This is a genomic window from Methylobacterium sp. 4-46, from assembly GCF_000019365.1.
GTDB lineage: Bacteria > Pseudomonadota > Alphaproteobacteria > Rhizobiales > Beijerinckiaceae > Methylobacterium.
Genome location: NC_010511.1, coordinates 2,648,274 through 2,663,945, shown reverse-complemented (window position 1 = coordinate 2,663,945; position 15,672 = coordinate 2,648,274). Strand labels below are relative to the sequence as shown.

The following is a 15,672-nucleotide window of genomic DNA, read 5'->3' as shown; positions in this document are numbered from 1 at the left end:
TGGGCGCGACCGGCGGTCAGCCTTCGGGCCGCGACTCGGCGAGCCAGGCGCCCTCGAAGCGCAAGACCGGCTCGCCATGCTGGTTCACGCCCTCGGCGCCGTGGTGGATGACGCCCCAGCCCGGCCGCGAGCGGGATGGGCGGACCTCCCGCACGGTGATGGCGTAGCGGATCGTGTCGCCCGGATAGACCGGCTTCAGCCATTTCAGGTTGCGGAAGCCCGGCGACGGGCCGCTCGCCGCCACGGCCTCGCCCCGCGCCCTCGCCTGCGCGATGCCCCGCTGCCGCGCGGCGACCAGGCGGTTCATCCAGGCGGCGGCGGTGTGCCAGCCCGAGGCGCAGAGCCCGCCGAAATGGCTCGCCCGGGCGGCCTCCTCGTCCGTGTGGAAGGGCTGCGGGTCGAAGGCCCGGGCGAAGGCGAGGATCTCGTCGCGGGTGAAGTGGTAGGGCCCGAGATCGTAGGTCGCGCCGGGCGCGAGCGTCTCGATCGGACCCGCCGGAAACGCCGTCGCCGGATCCGGGGCGGCGTCCGGGCTCCCGCCCCGGGGCGGGGCCGGGCGGGGCGGCAGCGGCGGGGCGCCGCGGCGGCCGAACATCGCCCAGAAATCCTGGCTCATCACCCGCTCGTCGGCGGCGTTGGCGAGGTCGAGGCGCAGGCGCACGAGACCGCGGTCGGGTTTCGAGACGGAGGGGCGGCTCTCCAGCACGGTGAGGGTCGAGGTCAGGGCATCGCCCGGCCGCACCGGGCGAAGCCAGCGCAGCTCGTCGATTCCGGGCGAGCCCATCGAGCTCGACTGCAGGACGACGCTCTCGGCGAGGAGCCGCATCCCGAGCGCGCAGCTGTGCCAGCCGGACGCGATCAGCCCGCCGACGAGGCTGTCGCGGGCCGCCGCCTCGTCGAGGTGGAAATCCTGCGGGTCGTAGGCGCGGGCGAAGGCGAGGATGTCCTCGCGGGTCACCACGCCGGGTCCACCCCGTCGCGTGAAGCCTGGCACGAGGTCTTCGAAATGGTAGCGGTGCATCGCGGCGGGTCCGGAGGTGGGATCCCCCGGCTAGCATCCGGGCGCCGCCGCTTCCAGCTTCGGCCGCGGGCGACCGCGCGCTCAGCCGAACGCGCCCGCCGCCTTGTGGGCCTGCCGGATCGGTTCGGGCAGCCGGTATTTCGGCGCGCAGGCGAGGACCAGGGCGACGGCGCTCGGGATATCGGCGCGGTGGCCGGGGGAGATGAAGAGCGGGTGAGTGCCCGTGCGGGTGCGGACCACCGCCCCGATCGTCTCGCCGCGATGCACCAGCGGGACCTGCGACCCCTTCTCCTCCGGCAGCGGCGCGTTGTGGCCGACGAGCCGGGTCTTGCCGCAACCGACGGTCGGGCGCTCCAGCCACAGCCCCATATGGGAGGCGATGCCGATGCGCCGCGGATGGGCGGTGCCCATCCCGTCGAACAGGAACACGTCGGGCACGGCCCGCAGCCGCCCGAGGGCCTCCTCCAGCACCGGCCCTTCGCGGAAGCTGAGCAGGCCCGGCACGTAGGGGAACGGCGTCGGGCGCTCGGCCGTCACGGTCTCGACGACGCGGAAATCCGGGAAGGTCGAGACCACGATGGCCGCGTGCGAGCGGTTCTCCTTCACGCTGACGTCGACGCCCGCGACGAGGCGCACGGCCGGGAGGTCGATCGGGTCGGTGGCGATGACCTCGGCGGCGAGCCGCTTCTGCAGCGCGACCGCCTCGCCCGGGGTGACCTCCCAGGCGTGACGCGGGTGAAGCTCCATCCGGGGGGTCTTAAGCCCCGGGGCTCAGTTCGCGAAGCGGAAATGCAGCACGTCGCCGTCCTGCACCACGTAGTCCTTGCCCTCGAGCCGCAGCTTGCCGGCCTCGCGCGCCCCCGCCTCGCCCTTGAGCCCGACGTAATCGGGAAACGCGATGGTCTCGGCCCGGATGAAGCCCTTCTCGAAGTCGGAATGGATCACGCCGGCCGCGGCCGGCGCCCGCGTGCCGCGGGTGATCGTCCAGGCCCGGGCCTCCTTCGGGCCGACCGTGAAGTAGGTGATGAGCCCGAGGAGGTCGTAGCCGGCGCGGATCACCCGGTTGAGGCCCGGCTCCGAGAGGCCGACCGCCTCCAGGTACTCGGTCTGCTCGGCCGGCGGCAGGACCGCGATCTCGCTCTCGATCTTGGCCGAGACCACCACGGCCTTGGCGCCCTCCTCCGCCGCGCGGCCGAAGACCGCCCGCGAATGGGCGTTGCCGCCCTCGGCGGATCCCTCCTCGACGTTGCAGACGTAGAGGACGGGCTTGGCGGTCATCAGCCCGAGCTGGGCGAAGAGCCGCTCCTCCTCGGGCTTGCGCTCGACCAGGCGGGCGGGCTTGCCGTCCCGCAGCAGGGGCAGGGCGCGCTGCACGAGGTCGAGCGCCTCCTTGGCCTCCTTGTCGGCGCCCTTGGCCTTCTTCTCCAGCGCCGCGACGCGCTTCTCCAGGCTCTCGAGGTCGGCCAGCATCAGCTCGGTCTCGATCGTCTCGATGTCGGCGATCGGGTCGACCTTGCCCTCGACGTGGGTGACGTCGCCGTCCTCGAAGCAGCGCACGACGTGCGCGATGGCGTCGACCTCGCGGATGTTGGCGAGGAACTGGTTGCCGAGCCCCTCCCCTTTGGAGGCGCCGCGCACCAGGCCGGCAATGTCGACGAAGGTGAGGCGCGTCGGGATGATCTCGCGCGAATTCGCGATCCGCGCGAGGTCGTCGAGGCGCGGATCCGGCACCGCGACCTCGCCGACATTCGGCTCGATGGTGCAGAACGGGTAGTTCGCCGCCTGCGCCGCCGCCGTCTGCGTCAGCGCGTTGAAGAGCGTCGACTTGCCGACATTCGGCAGGCCGACGATTCCGCATTTGAAGCCCATCGGTTCAGTCCCTTCGCAAGGAGCGGCCGGTGGCCGGCGCGGCCCCCCCGCTCGCGGTCGCGGGCGGTCGGATCAAGCCTGCTTGTCCCCGACGCGCTTGACGTCGTCCCAGCCCCGGCCCTGCAGCGCGAGGTGGATCCGGTTCTGGAAATTCGCGTCCTCGCCCGCCGCGAGGAGCGCCGCGTGGTCGGCCAGCGCGTCGCAGAGGTCGTCGACCCAGGGGCGCTCGGCCTTGGCGAAGTCGTTCAGCACGTAGGCGTGCACCAGCGCCTTGTCGCCCGGATGCCCGATGCCGAGCCGCACGCGCCAATACTCGTTGCCGCACTGGGCCGTGATCGAGCGCAGGCCGTTGTGGCCGGCATTGCCGCCGCCCTTCTTGACCCGCACCTTGGCGGGGGCGAGGTCGAGTTCGTCGTGGAACACCACCACGTCGTCGAGCGCGATCTTGTAGAATCGCTGTGCCTCGGCGACCGCCCGGCCGGACTCGTTCATGTAGGTCTCGGGCTTGAGCAGCAGCACGCGCTCCGTCCCGATCACGGCCTCGCTCGCCTCGCCCTGGAACTTGCGCCGCCACGGCGCGGCGCGGTGACGGCGCGCGACCGCGTCGAGCGCCATGAAGCCGATATTGTGCCGGTTCGCCGCGTAGCGGGCCCCGGGATTGCCGAGGCCGACGAACAGCCGCATGGCGCGTCAACGCTCCTCGAACGGGAAAGCGCCCCGGCGGCGGGCCGGGGCGCCAAGCAGAATGGCGTGCGGCAATTCTGCTCAGCCTCTTGGTTTCGCATCATTGTTCGCTGACGCGGCCCTTCGGCACCGGCCGGGACCGGCCGGCGGAATGATGCTTCGCGCAGGATCCGATCACGGCGCGATCGGGTCCTGCTCCAGGTTCTCGCGCGTGCCGCCCCGTCCGCGATGCGCGGCGGCCACGTCGTCGCGAAATGTCGGCGCGAAACGCCCCCGCGTCTCGCCGGGCGAGCCCTCGGCTCAGCCCTCCTTGGCGGCCTCGGCCGCCGATCCGGCCCGAGCCGCCTCGGCCACCGCGGCCTCCTCGGCCTCGACATCGGCCCCGAGCTTGGTCGGCGGCACCAGGGTCGCGACGGTCTCGGAGGGAGCGAGGGCGAGGCTGGCGCCCGTCGGCAGGACGAGGTCGGACACGTGCACCGTGTCGCCGATATCCTTGCCGGTCAGGTCGACATTCACCGCGTCCGGGATGGCGTCGGGCGACACGGCCAGCGTGATCGTGTGCAGGACGACGTTGAGCGTGCCGCTCTTCTGCTTCAGGCCCGGCGCCGCGTCCTGGTTGACGAAGTGCACCGGCACCTCGACCTCGATGGTCTGGCCGGAGACCACGCGCAGGAAGTCGACGTGGAGCGGCGTGTCCTTGACCGGGTCGAGCTGGTAGTCGCGCGGGATCGCCCGGATCGTGCGCCCGTCCACCGCGATCTCGAAGACGGTGCTGAGGAAGCCGCCGCCGTAGATCAGGTGGTGGGTCTGGTTCGCGTCGAGGGAGATCGATTGCGGCGACTGGCCGCCCCCGTAGATGACGGCGGGCACCCGGCCCTGGCGACGAACGGCCCGGGCGGCCCCCTTGCCGACCCGGTCGCGTGCCACGGCCTCAAGCGGCTTCACGGCGCTCATGGCGTGATCCTTCAAGATGATGTGAGTGGCTCAAACGCCGAAGGCCGCCCGTTGCGGAGCGGCCTCGTCAACCGGCGTCGCCGCGCCCCGGCCTCCAAGGGTGCCCGGATGCGCGGGCGGGCTTATAGCGGGGCGCGAGCGGCGGGGCAAGGCGGCGAGGCGAGACTTTCCGCCCGTTTCGCGCGAGTCCCGCAAGGAGCGCGAAACCATCAACCGCGGCCGCTCCCCGGCCCGCGCATCCGGGCGAGCAATCCTTAACGCTGGCACCCGAGAGTGAGCGCACCTTCTCGGGGAGCCGCCGATGACGCGTCCGCTACACTGGGCCTTGGGCGTGCTGGTGCTGAGCGCCGTGGCCGGCAACGGCACGGTCGCGCGCTTGACGGGGGGCTCAGGGGAGGCGCGGCCGGCCGGGGAGGCCGCCTCGCTCGACGCGGAGGGCGCGCCCGTCGTCACCCTGCAGCAGGATTGGAGCGGCCACTACCTCGTGCATCCCCAGATCGAGGGGCGGCGGACCCGCATGCTGGTCGACACGGGCGCGACACTCTGCGCCCTCACCCAGGACGATGCCGAGCGCGCGGGCATCCGCCTCGCCGAGCGGGACTTCACCCGGCCGATGGCCACCGCCAACGGGGTGGTGCGCGGCGCGCCGGTGCGCCTCGCCGAGGTCCAGGTGGGCGGCATCACGGTCCGGAACGTGGAGGCCGTCGTGCTGCCCCGCGGGCGCCTCGACACCAGCCTCCTCGGCATGTCCTTCCTGCGGCGGCTGCGCGGTTTCGAGGCGGCGGGCGGCCGCCTCACCCTGCGGGGCTGACCGCGCCGCTCGGCCGCGTCGGCGGGGTGCCGCGCCGCCATTCCCGGACGGCGCGGCGCGCGGCGCGGGTCAGCCCGCGAAGGTCGCGGGGCAGCGGCTGCCGGCCTGGTTGCCGTTCGGCAGCGTCACCTCCGGCCCGTTCCCCGAATATTGCGTCCCGTTGCGCACCGGCCAGGGGATCGTCTCCGACAGCGTCGTCAGCCGCGTCGCGTTGTAGAAGTTCGAGCCGAGCAGGGGCGTGTAGGTCATGGTGACCTCGACCTGGATGTAGCGGGCGCCCAGCTTCTTGTAGGCGTCGGGCGGGACCGGCGGAGTCGTCGAGGGCAGGGCCGAGAGGATCCCGGGATCGGAGGAGCCGCTGACCTGAGCCCCCGAGCAGACCTTCACCTGGGTCGCGGCGTCGTCGTAGACCCCGATCGCCTTGAACGTGAAGGTCGCGCTCGACGCGTCGTAGGGCTGCATCACCGCCTTGGCGGCCTTCACGATCAGCTGCAGCGTGCTGGTGGAGACTTGATCCTGCTCGCGCGAGACGAGGTCCGCCATGGTGCGGGCCGCGAGCGTGACCTTGCGGCTGTTGTTGATGAACTGCGTGACCTCGGTCGCCCCGAAATACAGCGCGAGCATCAGCGGCAGGACCAGGGCGAATTCCACCGCCGCCACCGCCTCCGCGTCGCGGGCGAAGCGGCGCAGACGGCGCGCGACCTGCGGGCGGGGCGTCATTTGTAGGGCTCCGTCCGGAAGGCCACCGTGGATTGCAGGATGCGCTGGTTCGTCCCGAACGTCGCCGGGTTGATCATGCTGAAGAAGATCGGGAACGGCACGGCCGCCTGGACCAGCACGATCTTGCCCGGCCCGGGCGGCGTGCCGACCGTGTCGCCGTAATGGCTGCCGAACCCGGGGGTCCAGGTCTTCGTGGTGGAATCGACCGGCTTGAGCGCACCGAAACTGTCCGTGTCCTCGAGCGTGCGGATGTCGACCTTGACGGTCGAGCAGTCGAAGATGGTCACGCGGTTCGCGCAGAGCTTGGTGCGGAAGGCGTCGAGGGCTTGGCTCGGCGTCAGCGCGCCCGACTGCGTCGCCTGGGACTGGAACGACCCGGTATAGACGGCGCGCGCCGTGTCGGTGACCGCGGCGTCCAGCAGCTGGCCGGCGAAGAAGGCGATCGCCGTCTCCATGATCGCCGCCAGCAGGCTGATGAAGGGGATCGCCACGAGCCCGAACTCGACCGCGGTGGCGCCGCGGCGCGCCCGCGCGAAGCGGCGGAGGATCGGGAGAACCGAGTGACGCAACATGCCTCGAACCCGCGGCCGGCGCGCCCCGCGCCGGCGACCGATCCGAGGTTAGGCGTCGAAGGCTTGCCGAACCGTTGACTGCACGCGGCTCATTTCGCGGTCGCCAGGGTGTTGCGCTGGCCGGCCTGGCTGCTGACCTCGGAGAAGTATCGCTGCGCGTCGCCGAGCTGGACGGCCGGCTGGCAGGCCGGGGTGCAGGAGTAGGATTCCCGCTCCAGGCCGCGCTGCACCGTCACCACCGAGGTGGTGGCGGCCTGCACGCTGATGAAGGATTCGGCCAGCATCGCGCCGGAGCCGTCGAGCGCGATCAGGTTCGTGGTGCCGAAGCTCTTGCCGGTGAGGATGACGAGCCCGTTCCGCTGCAGCGAGACGTCCGCGATGATCGGGTTGCCGACCACCACGGTCGCGGTGCGCTCCGGCAGCCGGATGATCTTGGCGTTGTCGACGGAGACGACCACCGTGGCCTGGTCCCCCGCCCCGCCGGCCGCCGCGGCCGGGAGCAGCGCGGCGAGGACGAGGGCGGCGCTGAGGGGGGCGCGCAGGAGGCGGATGGGGCGCACAGGCATCGGGGCGGGCCTCGGCGGGACGGCGTCACGTCAAGGGATGCCGGCAAGATGGTTGAGAAAGCCCTAATCGCGAGACCGCAGATCACGGAAGTCGCGACCGCGCGGGCGCTGAGACGTCGCGGGGAGAGATCATGTCGAACGGGCCGATCGGGCGCGACCGGACCCGGTCCGGGGCGCCGGAATCTGCCGGTTTCATCCTGTTAACCATCGGGCCCGGTCGCATTCAGACACGCAACAGCGCGCATCCCTTTAACCCAACCTCAACGGGAGGGGATTACGTTCGCCCCAGTTCCGCTCGGCGGTGAAGTCGCTGGTCGACGGAATGAAACCGGGAACGAGTTCGAGGAACTGTGCCATGAAGACCATGCTCAAGCGTTTCGCCAAGGACGAGAGCGGCGCCACCGCCATCGAGTACGGCTTGCTCGCGACCCTGATCGCGGTGGCCCTGATCACGGCCGCCCAGTCGGTCGGGTCGAACCTGAACTCGATGTTCCAGAAGGTTGCCGGCAACCTGAAGTGACGGCATCGAAGCGGTCCGGCGGCGGTCCGGACCGTCTCGCCGAGACGGCTCCCGGGCATGGGCGTGCGCGCCCCTGCCGGCCGGGCGCCGCGATCGGCCCGGCGGCGCGCACCGGGCGCGCGACCTGATCGTCCTCGATCCGGCGGTCGAGAGACCGGCGGTCTTCGGCGTGGGCTCGGCGGATGCGCCGGGCCGTCCTACCGGCGAAGGGCTGTCGACCATGGCCAGCATGTTCCTCCTCGTCGTCTTCCCGTTCCTCATGGCCTACGCGGCCGCGAGCGACCTGCTGACGATGACGATCCCCAACGCCCTGTCGCTCGCGCTCCTCGCGGTGTTCCCGGTCGCGGCGCTGCTGCTCGGCCTGTCGTGGGGCGAGTTCGGGGAGCATCTCGCGGCGGGCGGCATCACCCTCGCGGTCACCTTCGCGCTGTTCTGCTTCGGGCTGATCGGCGGCGGCGACGCCAAGCTCGCCGCCGCCACCGCCCTCTGGCTCGGCTTCGAGCCGCTCGCCGATTACGTGCTGGCGGCCTCCCTGGCCGGTGGCGTCCTGACCCTGCTGATCCTGCAGGCGAGGGCCTATCCCCTGCCCCGGATCGCCGCCTCGTGGCCCTGGGCGCTGCGCCTCCATGACACCCGCACGGGCGTGCCCTACGGGATCGCGCTGGCGGCGGCGGCGCTCGTCGTCTGCCCGAGCGCCCCGCTCTGGCGCGCGCTGCTGGGGGCCTGAGCGGGCTCGCAGGCGGGGTCGGAAGGAAGCGTTTCGTTTTCGCACAACTCGCGCGAGTGGAGCGGAAACGCTTGGGAGGAAAGGGTTAACCTTAATTTCAGGAATGCATGGTGAGGTGAGCGGGACGACGGCGCCGTGCCGTCCGAACCCGTTCCGGCAGATCCATGAGATCCTCCCGTGCCCTCCTCATCGGCGTCGCCGCCGTGACCGGCTTGGCGGCCTTCTACATGATGAGCGGCAGCCCCCCCCCGCCCCCGCCCCCGCCCGTCGTGGTGCAGGCGCCCGCCGTCCCCGACACGGTGGACGTGCTGGTGGCGGCGGCGGACCTGCCGATGGGTCAGACGCTCAAGCCCGCCGACCTGCGCTGGCAGGCCTGGCCGAAGGGCTCGGTGAATGACGGCTTCATCCAGCGCGGGCAGAATCCGCGCGCCCTCGAGGACACGGTCGGCTCCTTCGTGCGCGGCCCGTTCCTGGGCGGCGAGCCGATCCGGCGCGAGAAGCTGATCCGGGCGAATGGCAGCGGTTTCCTATCCGCGATCCTGCCCTCCGGCATGCGCGCGGTGGCGATCTCGATCGACGCCCGCGGCAGCAACACCGCCGGCGGCTTCATCCTGCCCAACGACCGGGTCGACGTGCTGCGCACCTACCGCGACGACGAGGCGTCCCGGGCGACGACCTCGGACGTCCAAGTCTCCGAGACGATCCTGCAGAACGTCCGCGTGCTCGCGGTCGGCCAGACCGTGCAGGAGCGCAACGGCGAGCGCGTGGTGACGGGCGACACCGCCACCCTCGAACTCACGCCCGCCCAGACCGAGCAGATCACCCTGGCCCAGAAGGTCGGCCAGCTCTCCCTCGCCCTGCGCAGCATCGCGGATGCCGGGATCAGCCAGCCCGAGAACCCGGAGCCGCAGAAGGAATCCGCCCTGACCGTCGTCCGTTACGGCGTCTCCCGCCAGGTGCCGCGCCGGTGAGCCCCCTCCCCGCCGGTCGCGCCGAGAAAGCCCGCACCATGACGAGATCCCTCTCCTCCCGGCCGCTGCGCGCGCTCCTGAGCGCCGGGCTCCTCGCCCTGCCCGCCCTGCTCGGCGGCCCGGCCCGGGCCGAGAAGGCCCCCGCCATCGCCGCGCCGGTCCTGTCGATCGGCCCGCAGGAGGCCGAGATCGCCCGGCGCATCGACCTGACCCAGGGCCGGTCCCTGGTGATCGACCTGCCGCGGGACGCCAAGGAGGTCTTCGTCGCGAACCCGAAGGTGGCCAACGCGGTGGTGCGCTCGACCCGCAAGGTCTTCATCATCGGCGTGGAGAACGGCGCCACCTCGATCTTCGTCATGGACGCGGAGGGGCGCCAGATCGCCTCCCTCGACGTGACGGTCGGCCGCGACCTCAACATCCTGCGCCAGACGCTGGCGACGAGCCTGCCCTCGGCCCGCTTCGAGGTCCGCCCGGCCGGCGATTCGATCCTTCTGTCCGGCACGGTGAACTCGGCCACCGAGGCGCAGCAGGCCCTCGACATCGCCAACGCCTTCGTGGGCATCGCCGGCGGCACGGTCACCCGCGGCGCGGTGATCAACAACATCACGATCCGCGGCAAGGACCAGGTGATGCTGCGCGTCACCGTCGTCGAAGTGTCGCGCACGGTGCTGAAGCAGTTCGGGGTCAGCCTGAGCGGCAGCTGGTCGGGGCTCAACCTGACGAACGCGACCCAGTTCGCCCTCAACGGCGATCGCGGCCTCGGCAACCTGATCGAGGGCACGATCAACGGCGGCGCGGGCGCCTCCCTCAAGGCCACCCTGAAGGCCTTCGAGCAGGCCGGCGTCTCGCGCATCCTCGCCGAGCCGACCCTGACGGCGATCTCGGGCGAATCCGCCAAGTTCACCGCCGGCGGCGAGATCGCGGTGCCCTCAGGCCTCAGCTGCACCACCGCCAACAACTGCATTCCCGGCATCACCTTCAAGCAGTACGGCGTGGTGCTGAACTTCACCCCCGTGGTGCTCTCGGAGAACCGCATCTCGATCCGCGTCGGGACCGACGTGACCGAGATCGATCAGCAGAACGCCTACAGCTACAACATCGGCACGACCTCGACCTCGGTCCCGGGCTTCACCATCCGCAAGTCCGAGACCACGATCGAACTCGCTTCGGGCGCGACGATCATGACGGCGGGCCTGATTCAGCAGAAGAACAAGGCCGCCGTGATGGGGCTGCCGGCGCTGATGAACCTGCCGGTCCTGGGCGCCCTGTTCCGCTCCCGCGACTATCAGCGCGACGAGACCGAGCTGATGATCATGGTCACCCCCTACATCGCCAAGGCGATGGATCCGGGCGAGGTCAAGCGGCCGGATGACGGCTTCGTCGACGCCACCGACGGGCAGGCCATCCTGCTCGGTCGCTTCAACCGCCTCTACGGAGTGGTCGGCGCCGCCCCGCTCGCGCCCAAGGCCTATCGCGGCAAGTTCGGCTTCATCACCGACTGACCGGCGCCCGGACGCCCCGCCGCCCACCCGCCCATGACACGGATGCCCGCGATGATCCGCCTCCCCCGCCCCGCCCCCCGCACCGCCGCGCGGGCCGCCTGCCTCGGAGCCCTCGCCCTGTCGCTGGGCGCCTGCGTCTCCAACCGGGCCGCCACGACGGGATCGATCGAGCCGGCGTCGGTGCAGGCCCGACACCCGATCGCCCTCGCGGACGCGCCGCGCAACCTGGACGTCTTCGTCACCGGCATGGGGCACGTCGATCCCCGCCAGGCCGACGACGTCGACGCCTTCCTGCTGGAATTCCGCCGCTACGGCCGCGGCGTGCTGGTGATCGAGGTGCCCCGCGGCGGCCAGGCGCCCGGGCCGGCCGTCGCCCGCACGGCCGCGCTCCTGCGCGAGCGGGCGCTCGCCCGCGGGGTCTCGGCGCGGGAGCTCGTCGTCGCTCCCTACCCGGTCGCGAACGCGTCGGTCGCCGCTCCCGTGCGGCTGAGCTTCCAGCGCATGCAGGCGAAGGTGACCAGCACCTGCGGGCTGTGGCCGAACGATCTCGGCGTCAGCGACCCCGCCGTCGACGTGTCGAACCGGACCCACTGGAACCACGGCTGCGCCTACCAGTCGAACTTCGCCCGCCAGATCGCCGACCCGGTCGACCTCGTGCGCGGCCGCCAGGAAGGCCGCATCGACACGATCTCCCGCACCCAGGACATCGAGAGCCTGCGGGCCGGAAAGGATCCTTCAACCACTTGGAAGCAGGATGGCCAGGCCAGTGTGAGGTCGCAGGTCGGTCAGTGAATCGCGGCGCAGGGGGCCGCGTCCGCGGCGGCCTGCACTGACCGCCGGATCCGAGTTCACCGAATCGCACTCCGCCGAGCGCAAGTCCGCGAGCCACCCCATGTCTGACAGGACCGACACGGCCGACCGGGTGATCGCGCCAGTTCCGCGCATCACGATCCAGGCCTTCTGCGACACGCCCGAGGTGGCGGAGGTGATCGAGGCCGCGGCGGAGGACCGCCGCATGCACAAGGCCCACCTGAAGGTGCAGATGGGCGGCGCCGCGGCGGCCGTGGAGGCGTTCCGCAGCGCGCCGACGCCGAACGTCCTCGTGATCGAGATGCACGGGCCCCGCGCCAACCCGCTGGCGCAGCTCGACACCCTGGCGGAGGTCTGCGACCCGGGCACCAAGGTGGTGGTGGTGGGCCACGTCAACGACGTGCTGCTCTACCGGGAGTTCATCCGCCGCGGGGTCAGCGACTACCTGATCGCGCCGATCGACCCGGTCGGGGTGATCGCGGCGATCTCGGACCTGTTCACCGAGCCGGGGGCCGAGCCCCTCGGCCGCACCGTCGCGGTCGTCGGCGCGAAGGGCGGCGTGGGCGCCTCGACACTCGCCCACAATCTCGGCTGGTCCATCGCCCGCGACTACGCGACCTCGACGGTGATCGCCGACCTCGACGTGGCCTTCGGCACCGCGGGCCTGAACTTCAACCAGGATCCTCCCCAGGGCGTGGCCGAGGCGGTGTTCGCGCCCGAGCGCATCGACGCCAACTTCGTCGACCGCCTCCTGTCGAAATGCACCGACAACCTGAGCCTGCTCGCGGCCCCCGCCACGCTCGACCGGACGAACGATTTCGGCGAGGGCGCCTTCGACGGCCTCGTCGACATCCTGCGCGGCATGGTGCCCTGCATCGTCCTCGACGTGCCCCATGTCTGGACGGCCTGGAGCCGCAAGATGGTGATCGGGGCCGACGAGATCCTGATCGTCGCGGCCCCGGAACTGGCCTCCCTGCGCAACGCCCGCAACCTCGTCGACCTGCTGCGCCAGGCGCGCCCGAACGACCGGCCGCCGCGGCTCGTCCTGAACCAGGTCGGCATGCCCAAGCGGCCGGAGATCGCCGCGGCGGAATTCGCCAAGGCGCTCGACGTGACCGCCGCGGCGGTGGTGCCCTTCGACCCCGCCCTGTTCGGCGCCGCGGCCAATAACGGGCAGATGCTCGCCGAGGTGCAGGCGGGCAGCAAGGTCATCGACATCGTGACGGCACTGGCGGGCACGGTCACCGGGCGCGCCGAGGCCAAGAAGTCCCGCCCGACGCTCCTCGACCCCATCCTGTCGGCCCTGGCGCGGCGCAAGGCGTCCTGAGCCTCGCGCCCCGGGGCCGGCCAGGGGCGGTGGTCGACAGCCGTGATCCCGTTCCGGTCGTGGGGGGTCGCGGCTCTCCCGCAACGACCGTAGCGAAGGTGCCGCAGGACCCATGTTCGGCAGGAGACCCGGAGCGACGGCGTCGAGGCCCGCGGCCGCGCCCGTCGCCCCTTCCCCCCAGGCGGCCACGGCGCCCGTCCTCAACGATTCCGCCGCGCCCCGGGTGGAGACGCCGCGGGCCGCGCCGATCGTGGTCGAGGCCGCCCGGTCCGAGGATTACTACCGCACGAAGAGCATGATCTTCGGCGCGCTGATCGAGGCGATCGACCTCGCCCAGCTCGCCCGGCTCGAGGCGGACGCCGCCCGCGAGGAGATCCGCGACATCGTCACGGAGATCATCGCGCTCAAGAGCGTGGTGATGTCGATCGCCGAGCAGGAGGACCTGCTCGACGACATCTGCAATGACGTGCTCGGCTACGGGCCCCTGGAGCCCCTGCTCGCCCGCGACGACATCGCGGACGTGATGGTGAACGGCGCGAACCGCACCTACATCGAGGTCGCCGGCAAGATCCAGCTGACGAACGTGCGCTTCCGCGACAACCAGCAGCTGATGAACATCTGCCAGCGCATCGTCAGCCAAGTCGGCCGCCGGGTCGACGAGGCCTCCCCGATCTGCGACGCGCGCCTGCCCGACGGGTCGCGCGTCAACGTGATCGCGCCGCCGCTGGCCATCGACGGCCCCGCCCTCACCATCCGCAAGTTCAAGAAGGACAAGCTCACCCTCGACCAGCTCGTCCGCTTCGGCTCCATCTCGCCCGAGGGCGCCAAGATCCTGCAGATCATCGGACGGGTGCGCTGCAACGTGGTGGTGTCGGGGGGCACCGGCTCGGGCAAGACGACCCTCCTCAACTGCCTGACGCGCTACATCGACGACGACGAGCGCATCATCACCTGCGAGGACGCGGCCGAATTGCAGCTGCAGCAGCCGCACGTGGTGCGCCTGGAGACCCGCCCGCCCAACCTGGAGGGCCAGGGCCAGATCACCATGCGCGACCTGATCAAGAACTGCCTGCGCATGCGGCCGGAGCGGATCATCGTCGGCGAGGTGCGCGGACCGGAGGCCTTCGACCTGCTGCAGGCGATGAATACCGGTCACGACGGCTCGATGGGCACGCTGCACGCCAACTCGCCGCGGGAGTGCCTGTCGCGCATCGAGTCGATGATCTCGATGGGCGGCTACTCCCTGCCGTCGAAGACGATCCGCGAGATGATCGCGGGCTCGGTCGACGTCATCGTCCAGGCGGCGCGCCTGCGCGACGGGTCGCGGCGCATCACCCACATCACCGAGGTGATGGGGATGGAGGGCGAGGTCATCATCACCCAGGACCTGTTCGTTTACGACGTCGTCGGCGAGGACCAGAACGGCAAGCTGATCGGCCGCCACCGCTCGACCGGGATCGGTCGCCCGCGCTTCTGGGACCGCGCACGCTACTACGGCGAGGACCGCGCGCTCGCCGCCGCCCTCGACGCCGCCGAGGTCCGCGACACCGGGGGCGAGGCGTGACGAGCTTCGACGCCCTGATCGTGGCCGGCCTCCTGGCGGTGACGGCCTCCTGCCTCGCCTACGCGGTCGTCGTCCCGCTTTTGCCCTCCGAGGCGCGGGCCGCCAAGCGCCAGCAGGCCATCGCGGGGCGCCGCTCGCCCATGGAGCGCGTCCAGGCGGTCAACCGCCGCGAGCAGGTCGCCAAGAGCCTCAAGGAGCTCGAGGCGAAGGAGAGGAAGGCCCGGCCGAGCCTGGAGCTTCGGATCACGCAGGCCGGCCTCAGCATCACCAAGAGCCAGTTCTACGTCGCGAGCGGCGTCCTGGCGGGTGTCTCCCTCGTGATGGGCTTGGTGATGAGCGGCAGCCCGCTGACGGCGATCGCCCTCGCCTTCGCGGCCGGGCTCGGGCTGCCGCAATGGCTCCTCGGCTACCTGCGCAAGCGGCGGATCGCGCGGTTCGTCCTCGAATTGCCGAACGCGATGGACGTGATCGTGCGCGGCATCAAGTCGGGCCTGCCGGTGGGCGATTGCCTGCGCATCATCGCCCGCGAGGCGCCCGAGCCGGTGCGCACCGAGTTCCGCGCCCTCGTCGAGTCGCAGGCCGTGGGCGTGTCCCTGAGCGAGGCCGCCACGAAGCTCTTCGAGCGCATGCCGGTCTCGGAGGCGAATTTCTTCGCCATCGTGATCGGCATCCAGGCGAAGTCGGGCGGCAATCTCTCGGAGGCGCTCGGCAACCTGTCGCGCGTGCTGCGCGACCGGCGGCGCATGGCCGACAAGGTGAGCGCGATGAGCATGGAGGCCCGGGCCTCGGCGGCGATCATCGCCTCCCTGCCCTTCGTGGTCGCGGTCCTGTGCTACTTCTCGAGCCCCGACTACATCTCGCTCCTCTGGACGACGCAGGTCGGCCAGATCGCGATCACCCTCTCGGGCCTCTGGATGGTGGTCGGGGTGCTGGTGATGAAGCGCATGATCACTTTCGAGATCTGAGCGTCCCCCGCCGCGCGAGCCCCGGCCCGGCGGCGGGCAAGCCAGGACAGGAACCACGGCAGGATTGCATCGGGCAATCCTGCCCAGGC

At 71.4% G+C, this 15,672-nt stretch carries 17 protein-coding genes; 9 read left to right on the top strand and 8 right to left on the bottom strand.

From position 1 onward, the window contains the following. Nucleotides 1-16: 16 nt before the first annotated feature. The 5 genes from M446_RS11425 to M446_RS11405 form a co-directional block, all read right to left on the bottom strand. Complete coding sequence (locus tag M446_RS11425) at nt 17-1,021, bottom strand: MaoC family dehydratase (protein WP_012332263.1); 1,005 nt, start codon at nt 1,019-1,021, stop codon at nt 17-19. A gap of 81 nt (nt 1,022-1,102) precedes the next feature. Next, complete coding sequence (gene nfi, locus M446_RS11420; RefSeq protein ID WP_012332262.1) at nt 1,103-1,768, bottom strand: deoxyribonuclease V; 666 nt, start codon at nt 1,766-1,768, stop codon at nt 1,103-1,105. 24 nt (nt 1,769-1,792) lie between these two features. Next, nucleotides 1,793-2,890 carry a redox-regulated ATPase YchF gene (ychF, locus tag M446_RS11415; protein WP_012332261.1) on the bottom strand — a complete coding sequence of 366 codons (1,098 nt, stop codon included), beginning with the start codon at nt 2,888-2,890 and terminating at the stop codon, nt 1,793-1,795. A gap of 72 nt (nt 2,891-2,962) precedes the next feature. Next, on the bottom strand, nt 2,963-3,574 hold the full coding sequence (gene pth / locus M446_RS11410; protein ID WP_012332260.1) for an aminoacyl-tRNA hydrolase: 612 nt from the start codon (nt 3,572-3,574) through the stop codon (nt 2,963-2,965). Nucleotides 3,575-3,874: 300 nt separating this feature from the next. Next, a complete protein-coding gene (locus tag M446_RS11405; RefSeq protein WP_012332259.1) occupies nt 3,875-4,528 on the bottom strand; it encodes a 50S ribosomal protein L25/general stress protein Ctc in 654 nt (217 codons plus the stop codon). A 301-nt stretch (nt 4,529-4,829) separates the two neighbouring features. On the opposite strand from M446_RS11405, the gene M446_RS11400 reads away from it, so the two are divergent. Further along, nucleotides 4,830-5,339, top strand: a complete 510-nt coding sequence (locus M446_RS11400; protein ID WP_012332258.1) for a TIGR02281 family clan AA aspartic protease — start codon at nt 4,830-4,832, stop codon at nt 5,337-5,339. Nucleotides 5,340-5,408: 69 nt separating this feature from the next. Here M446_RS11400 and M446_RS11395 read toward each other — a convergent pair whose 3' ends face one another. From M446_RS11395 to M446_RS11385, 3 genes are all read right to left on the bottom strand, one after another. Beyond that, entirely contained in the window at nt 5,409-6,059 is a 651-nt protein-coding gene (locus tag M446_RS11395; protein WP_012332257.1) for a TadE/TadG family type IV pilus assembly protein, read from the bottom strand. Continuing rightward, nucleotides 6,056-6,631, bottom strand: coding sequence for a TadE/TadG family type IV pilus assembly protein (locus M446_RS11390; RefSeq protein ID WP_012332256.1), 576 nt, complete (start codon nt 6,629-6,631; stop codon nt 6,056-6,058). The genes M446_RS11395 and M446_RS11390 overlap by 4 nt, the downstream gene beginning before the upstream one ends. Before the next feature lie 89 nt (nt 6,632-6,720). Beyond that, nucleotides 6,721-7,197: a pilus assembly protein N-terminal domain-containing protein gene (locus M446_RS11385; RefSeq protein WP_012332255.1), complete on the bottom strand. Its 477-nt coding sequence runs from the start codon at nt 7,195-7,197 to the stop codon at nt 6,721-6,723. Between the two features lie 355 nt (nt 7,198-7,552). On the opposite strand from M446_RS11385, the gene M446_RS11380 reads away from it, so the two are divergent. From M446_RS11380 to M446_RS11345, 8 genes are all read left to right on the top strand, one after another. After that, complete coding sequence (locus M446_RS11380) at nt 7,553-7,717, top strand: Flp family type IVb pilin (protein WP_012332254.1); 165 nt, start codon at nt 7,553-7,555, stop codon at nt 7,715-7,717. A 220-nt stretch (nt 7,718-7,937) separates the two neighbouring features. Then, nucleotides 7,938-8,444 (top strand): prepilin peptidase, encoded by a 507-nt coding sequence (locus tag M446_RS11375; protein ID WP_012332253.1) that lies wholly within the window; start codon nt 7,938-7,940, stop codon nt 8,442-8,444. A gap of 164 nt (nt 8,445-8,608) precedes the next feature. Continuing rightward, on the top strand, nt 8,609-9,415 hold the full coding sequence (gene cpaB, locus M446_RS11370; RefSeq protein ID WP_012332252.1) for a Flp pilus assembly protein CpaB: 807 nt from the start codon (nt 8,609-8,611) through the stop codon (nt 9,413-9,415). A gap of 38 nt (nt 9,416-9,453) precedes the next feature. After that, nucleotides 9,454-10,917: a type II and III secretion system protein family protein gene (locus M446_RS11365; RefSeq protein ID WP_043701116.1), complete on the top strand. Its 1,464-nt coding sequence runs from the start codon at nt 9,454-9,456 to the stop codon at nt 10,915-10,917. Nucleotides 10,918-10,968: 51 nt separating this feature from the next. After that, nucleotides 10,969-11,709: a CpaD family pilus assembly protein gene (locus tag M446_RS11360; RefSeq protein WP_043701115.1), complete on the top strand. Its 741-nt coding sequence runs from the start codon at nt 10,969-10,971 to the stop codon at nt 11,707-11,709. A gap of 100 nt (nt 11,710-11,809) precedes the next feature. Then, nucleotides 11,810-13,054 (top strand): AAA family ATPase, encoded by a 1,245-nt coding sequence (locus M446_RS11355; RefSeq protein WP_012332249.1) that lies wholly within the window; start codon nt 11,810-11,812, stop codon nt 13,052-13,054. 112 nt (nt 13,055-13,166) lie between these two features. Next, nucleotides 13,167-14,618, top strand: coding sequence for a CpaF family protein (locus M446_RS11350; protein WP_012332248.1), 1,452 nt, complete (start codon nt 13,167-13,169; stop codon nt 14,616-14,618). Next, a complete protein-coding gene (locus M446_RS11345; RefSeq protein ID WP_012332247.1) occupies nt 14,615-15,583 on the top strand; it encodes a type II secretion system F family protein in 969 nt (322 codons plus the stop codon). The genes M446_RS11350 and M446_RS11345 overlap by 4 nt, the downstream gene beginning before the upstream one ends. Nucleotides 15,584-15,672: the final 89 nt, after the last annotated feature.

Excerpts from the sequence above, each read along its gene's own strand:
- M446_RS11425 (WP_012332263.1), bottom strand. The coding sequence starts at position 1,021 with ATGCACCGCTACCATTTCGAAGACCTCGTGCCAGGCTTCACGCGACGG.
- nfi (WP_012332262.1), bottom strand. The coding sequence starts at position 1,768 with ATGGAGCTTCACCCGCGTCACGCCTGGGAGGTCACCCCGGGCGAGGCG.
- ychF (WP_012332261.1), bottom strand. The coding sequence starts at position 2,890 with ATGGGCTTCAAATGCGGAATCGTCGGCCTGCCGAATGTCGGCAAGTCG.
- pth (WP_012332260.1), bottom strand. The coding sequence starts at position 3,574 with ATGCGGCTGTTCGTCGGCCTCGGCAATCCCGGGGCCCGCTACGCGGCG.
- M446_RS11405 (WP_012332259.1), bottom strand. The coding sequence starts at position 4,528 with ATGAGCGCCGTGAAGCCGCTTGAGGCCGTGGCACGCGACCGGGTCGGC.
- M446_RS11400 (WP_012332258.1), top strand. The coding sequence starts at position 4,830 with ATGACGCGTCCGCTACACTGGGCCTTGGGCGTGCTGGTGCTGAGCGCC.
- M446_RS11395 (WP_012332257.1), bottom strand. The coding sequence starts at position 6,059 with ATGACGCCCCGCCCGCAGGTCGCGCGCCGTCTGCGCCGCTTCGCCCGC.
- M446_RS11390 (WP_012332256.1), bottom strand. The coding sequence starts at position 6,631 with ATGTTGCGTCACTCGGTTCTCCCGATCCTCCGCCGCTTCGCGCGGGCG.
- M446_RS11385 (WP_012332255.1), bottom strand. The coding sequence starts at position 7,197 with ATGCCTGTGCGCCCCATCCGCCTCCTGCGCGCCCCCCTCAGCGCCGCC.
- M446_RS11380 (WP_012332254.1), top strand. The coding sequence starts at position 7,553 with ATGAAGACCATGCTCAAGCGTTTCGCCAAGGACGAGAGCGGCGCCACC.
- M446_RS11375 (WP_012332253.1), top strand. The coding sequence starts at position 7,938 with ATGGCCAGCATGTTCCTCCTCGTCGTCTTCCCGTTCCTCATGGCCTAC.
- cpaB (WP_012332252.1), top strand. The coding sequence starts at position 8,609 with ATGAGATCCTCCCGTGCCCTCCTCATCGGCGTCGCCGCCGTGACCGGC.
- M446_RS11365 (WP_043701116.1), top strand. The coding sequence starts at position 9,454 with ATGACGAGATCCCTCTCCTCCCGGCCGCTGCGCGCGCTCCTGAGCGCC.
- M446_RS11360 (WP_043701115.1), top strand. The coding sequence starts at position 10,969 with ATGATCCGCCTCCCCCGCCCCGCCCCCCGCACCGCCGCGCGGGCCGCC.
- M446_RS11355 (WP_012332249.1), top strand. The coding sequence starts at position 11,810 with ATGTCTGACAGGACCGACACGGCCGACCGGGTGATCGCGCCAGTTCCG.
- M446_RS11350 (WP_012332248.1), top strand. The coding sequence starts at position 13,167 with ATGTTCGGCAGGAGACCCGGAGCGACGGCGTCGAGGCCCGCGGCCGCG.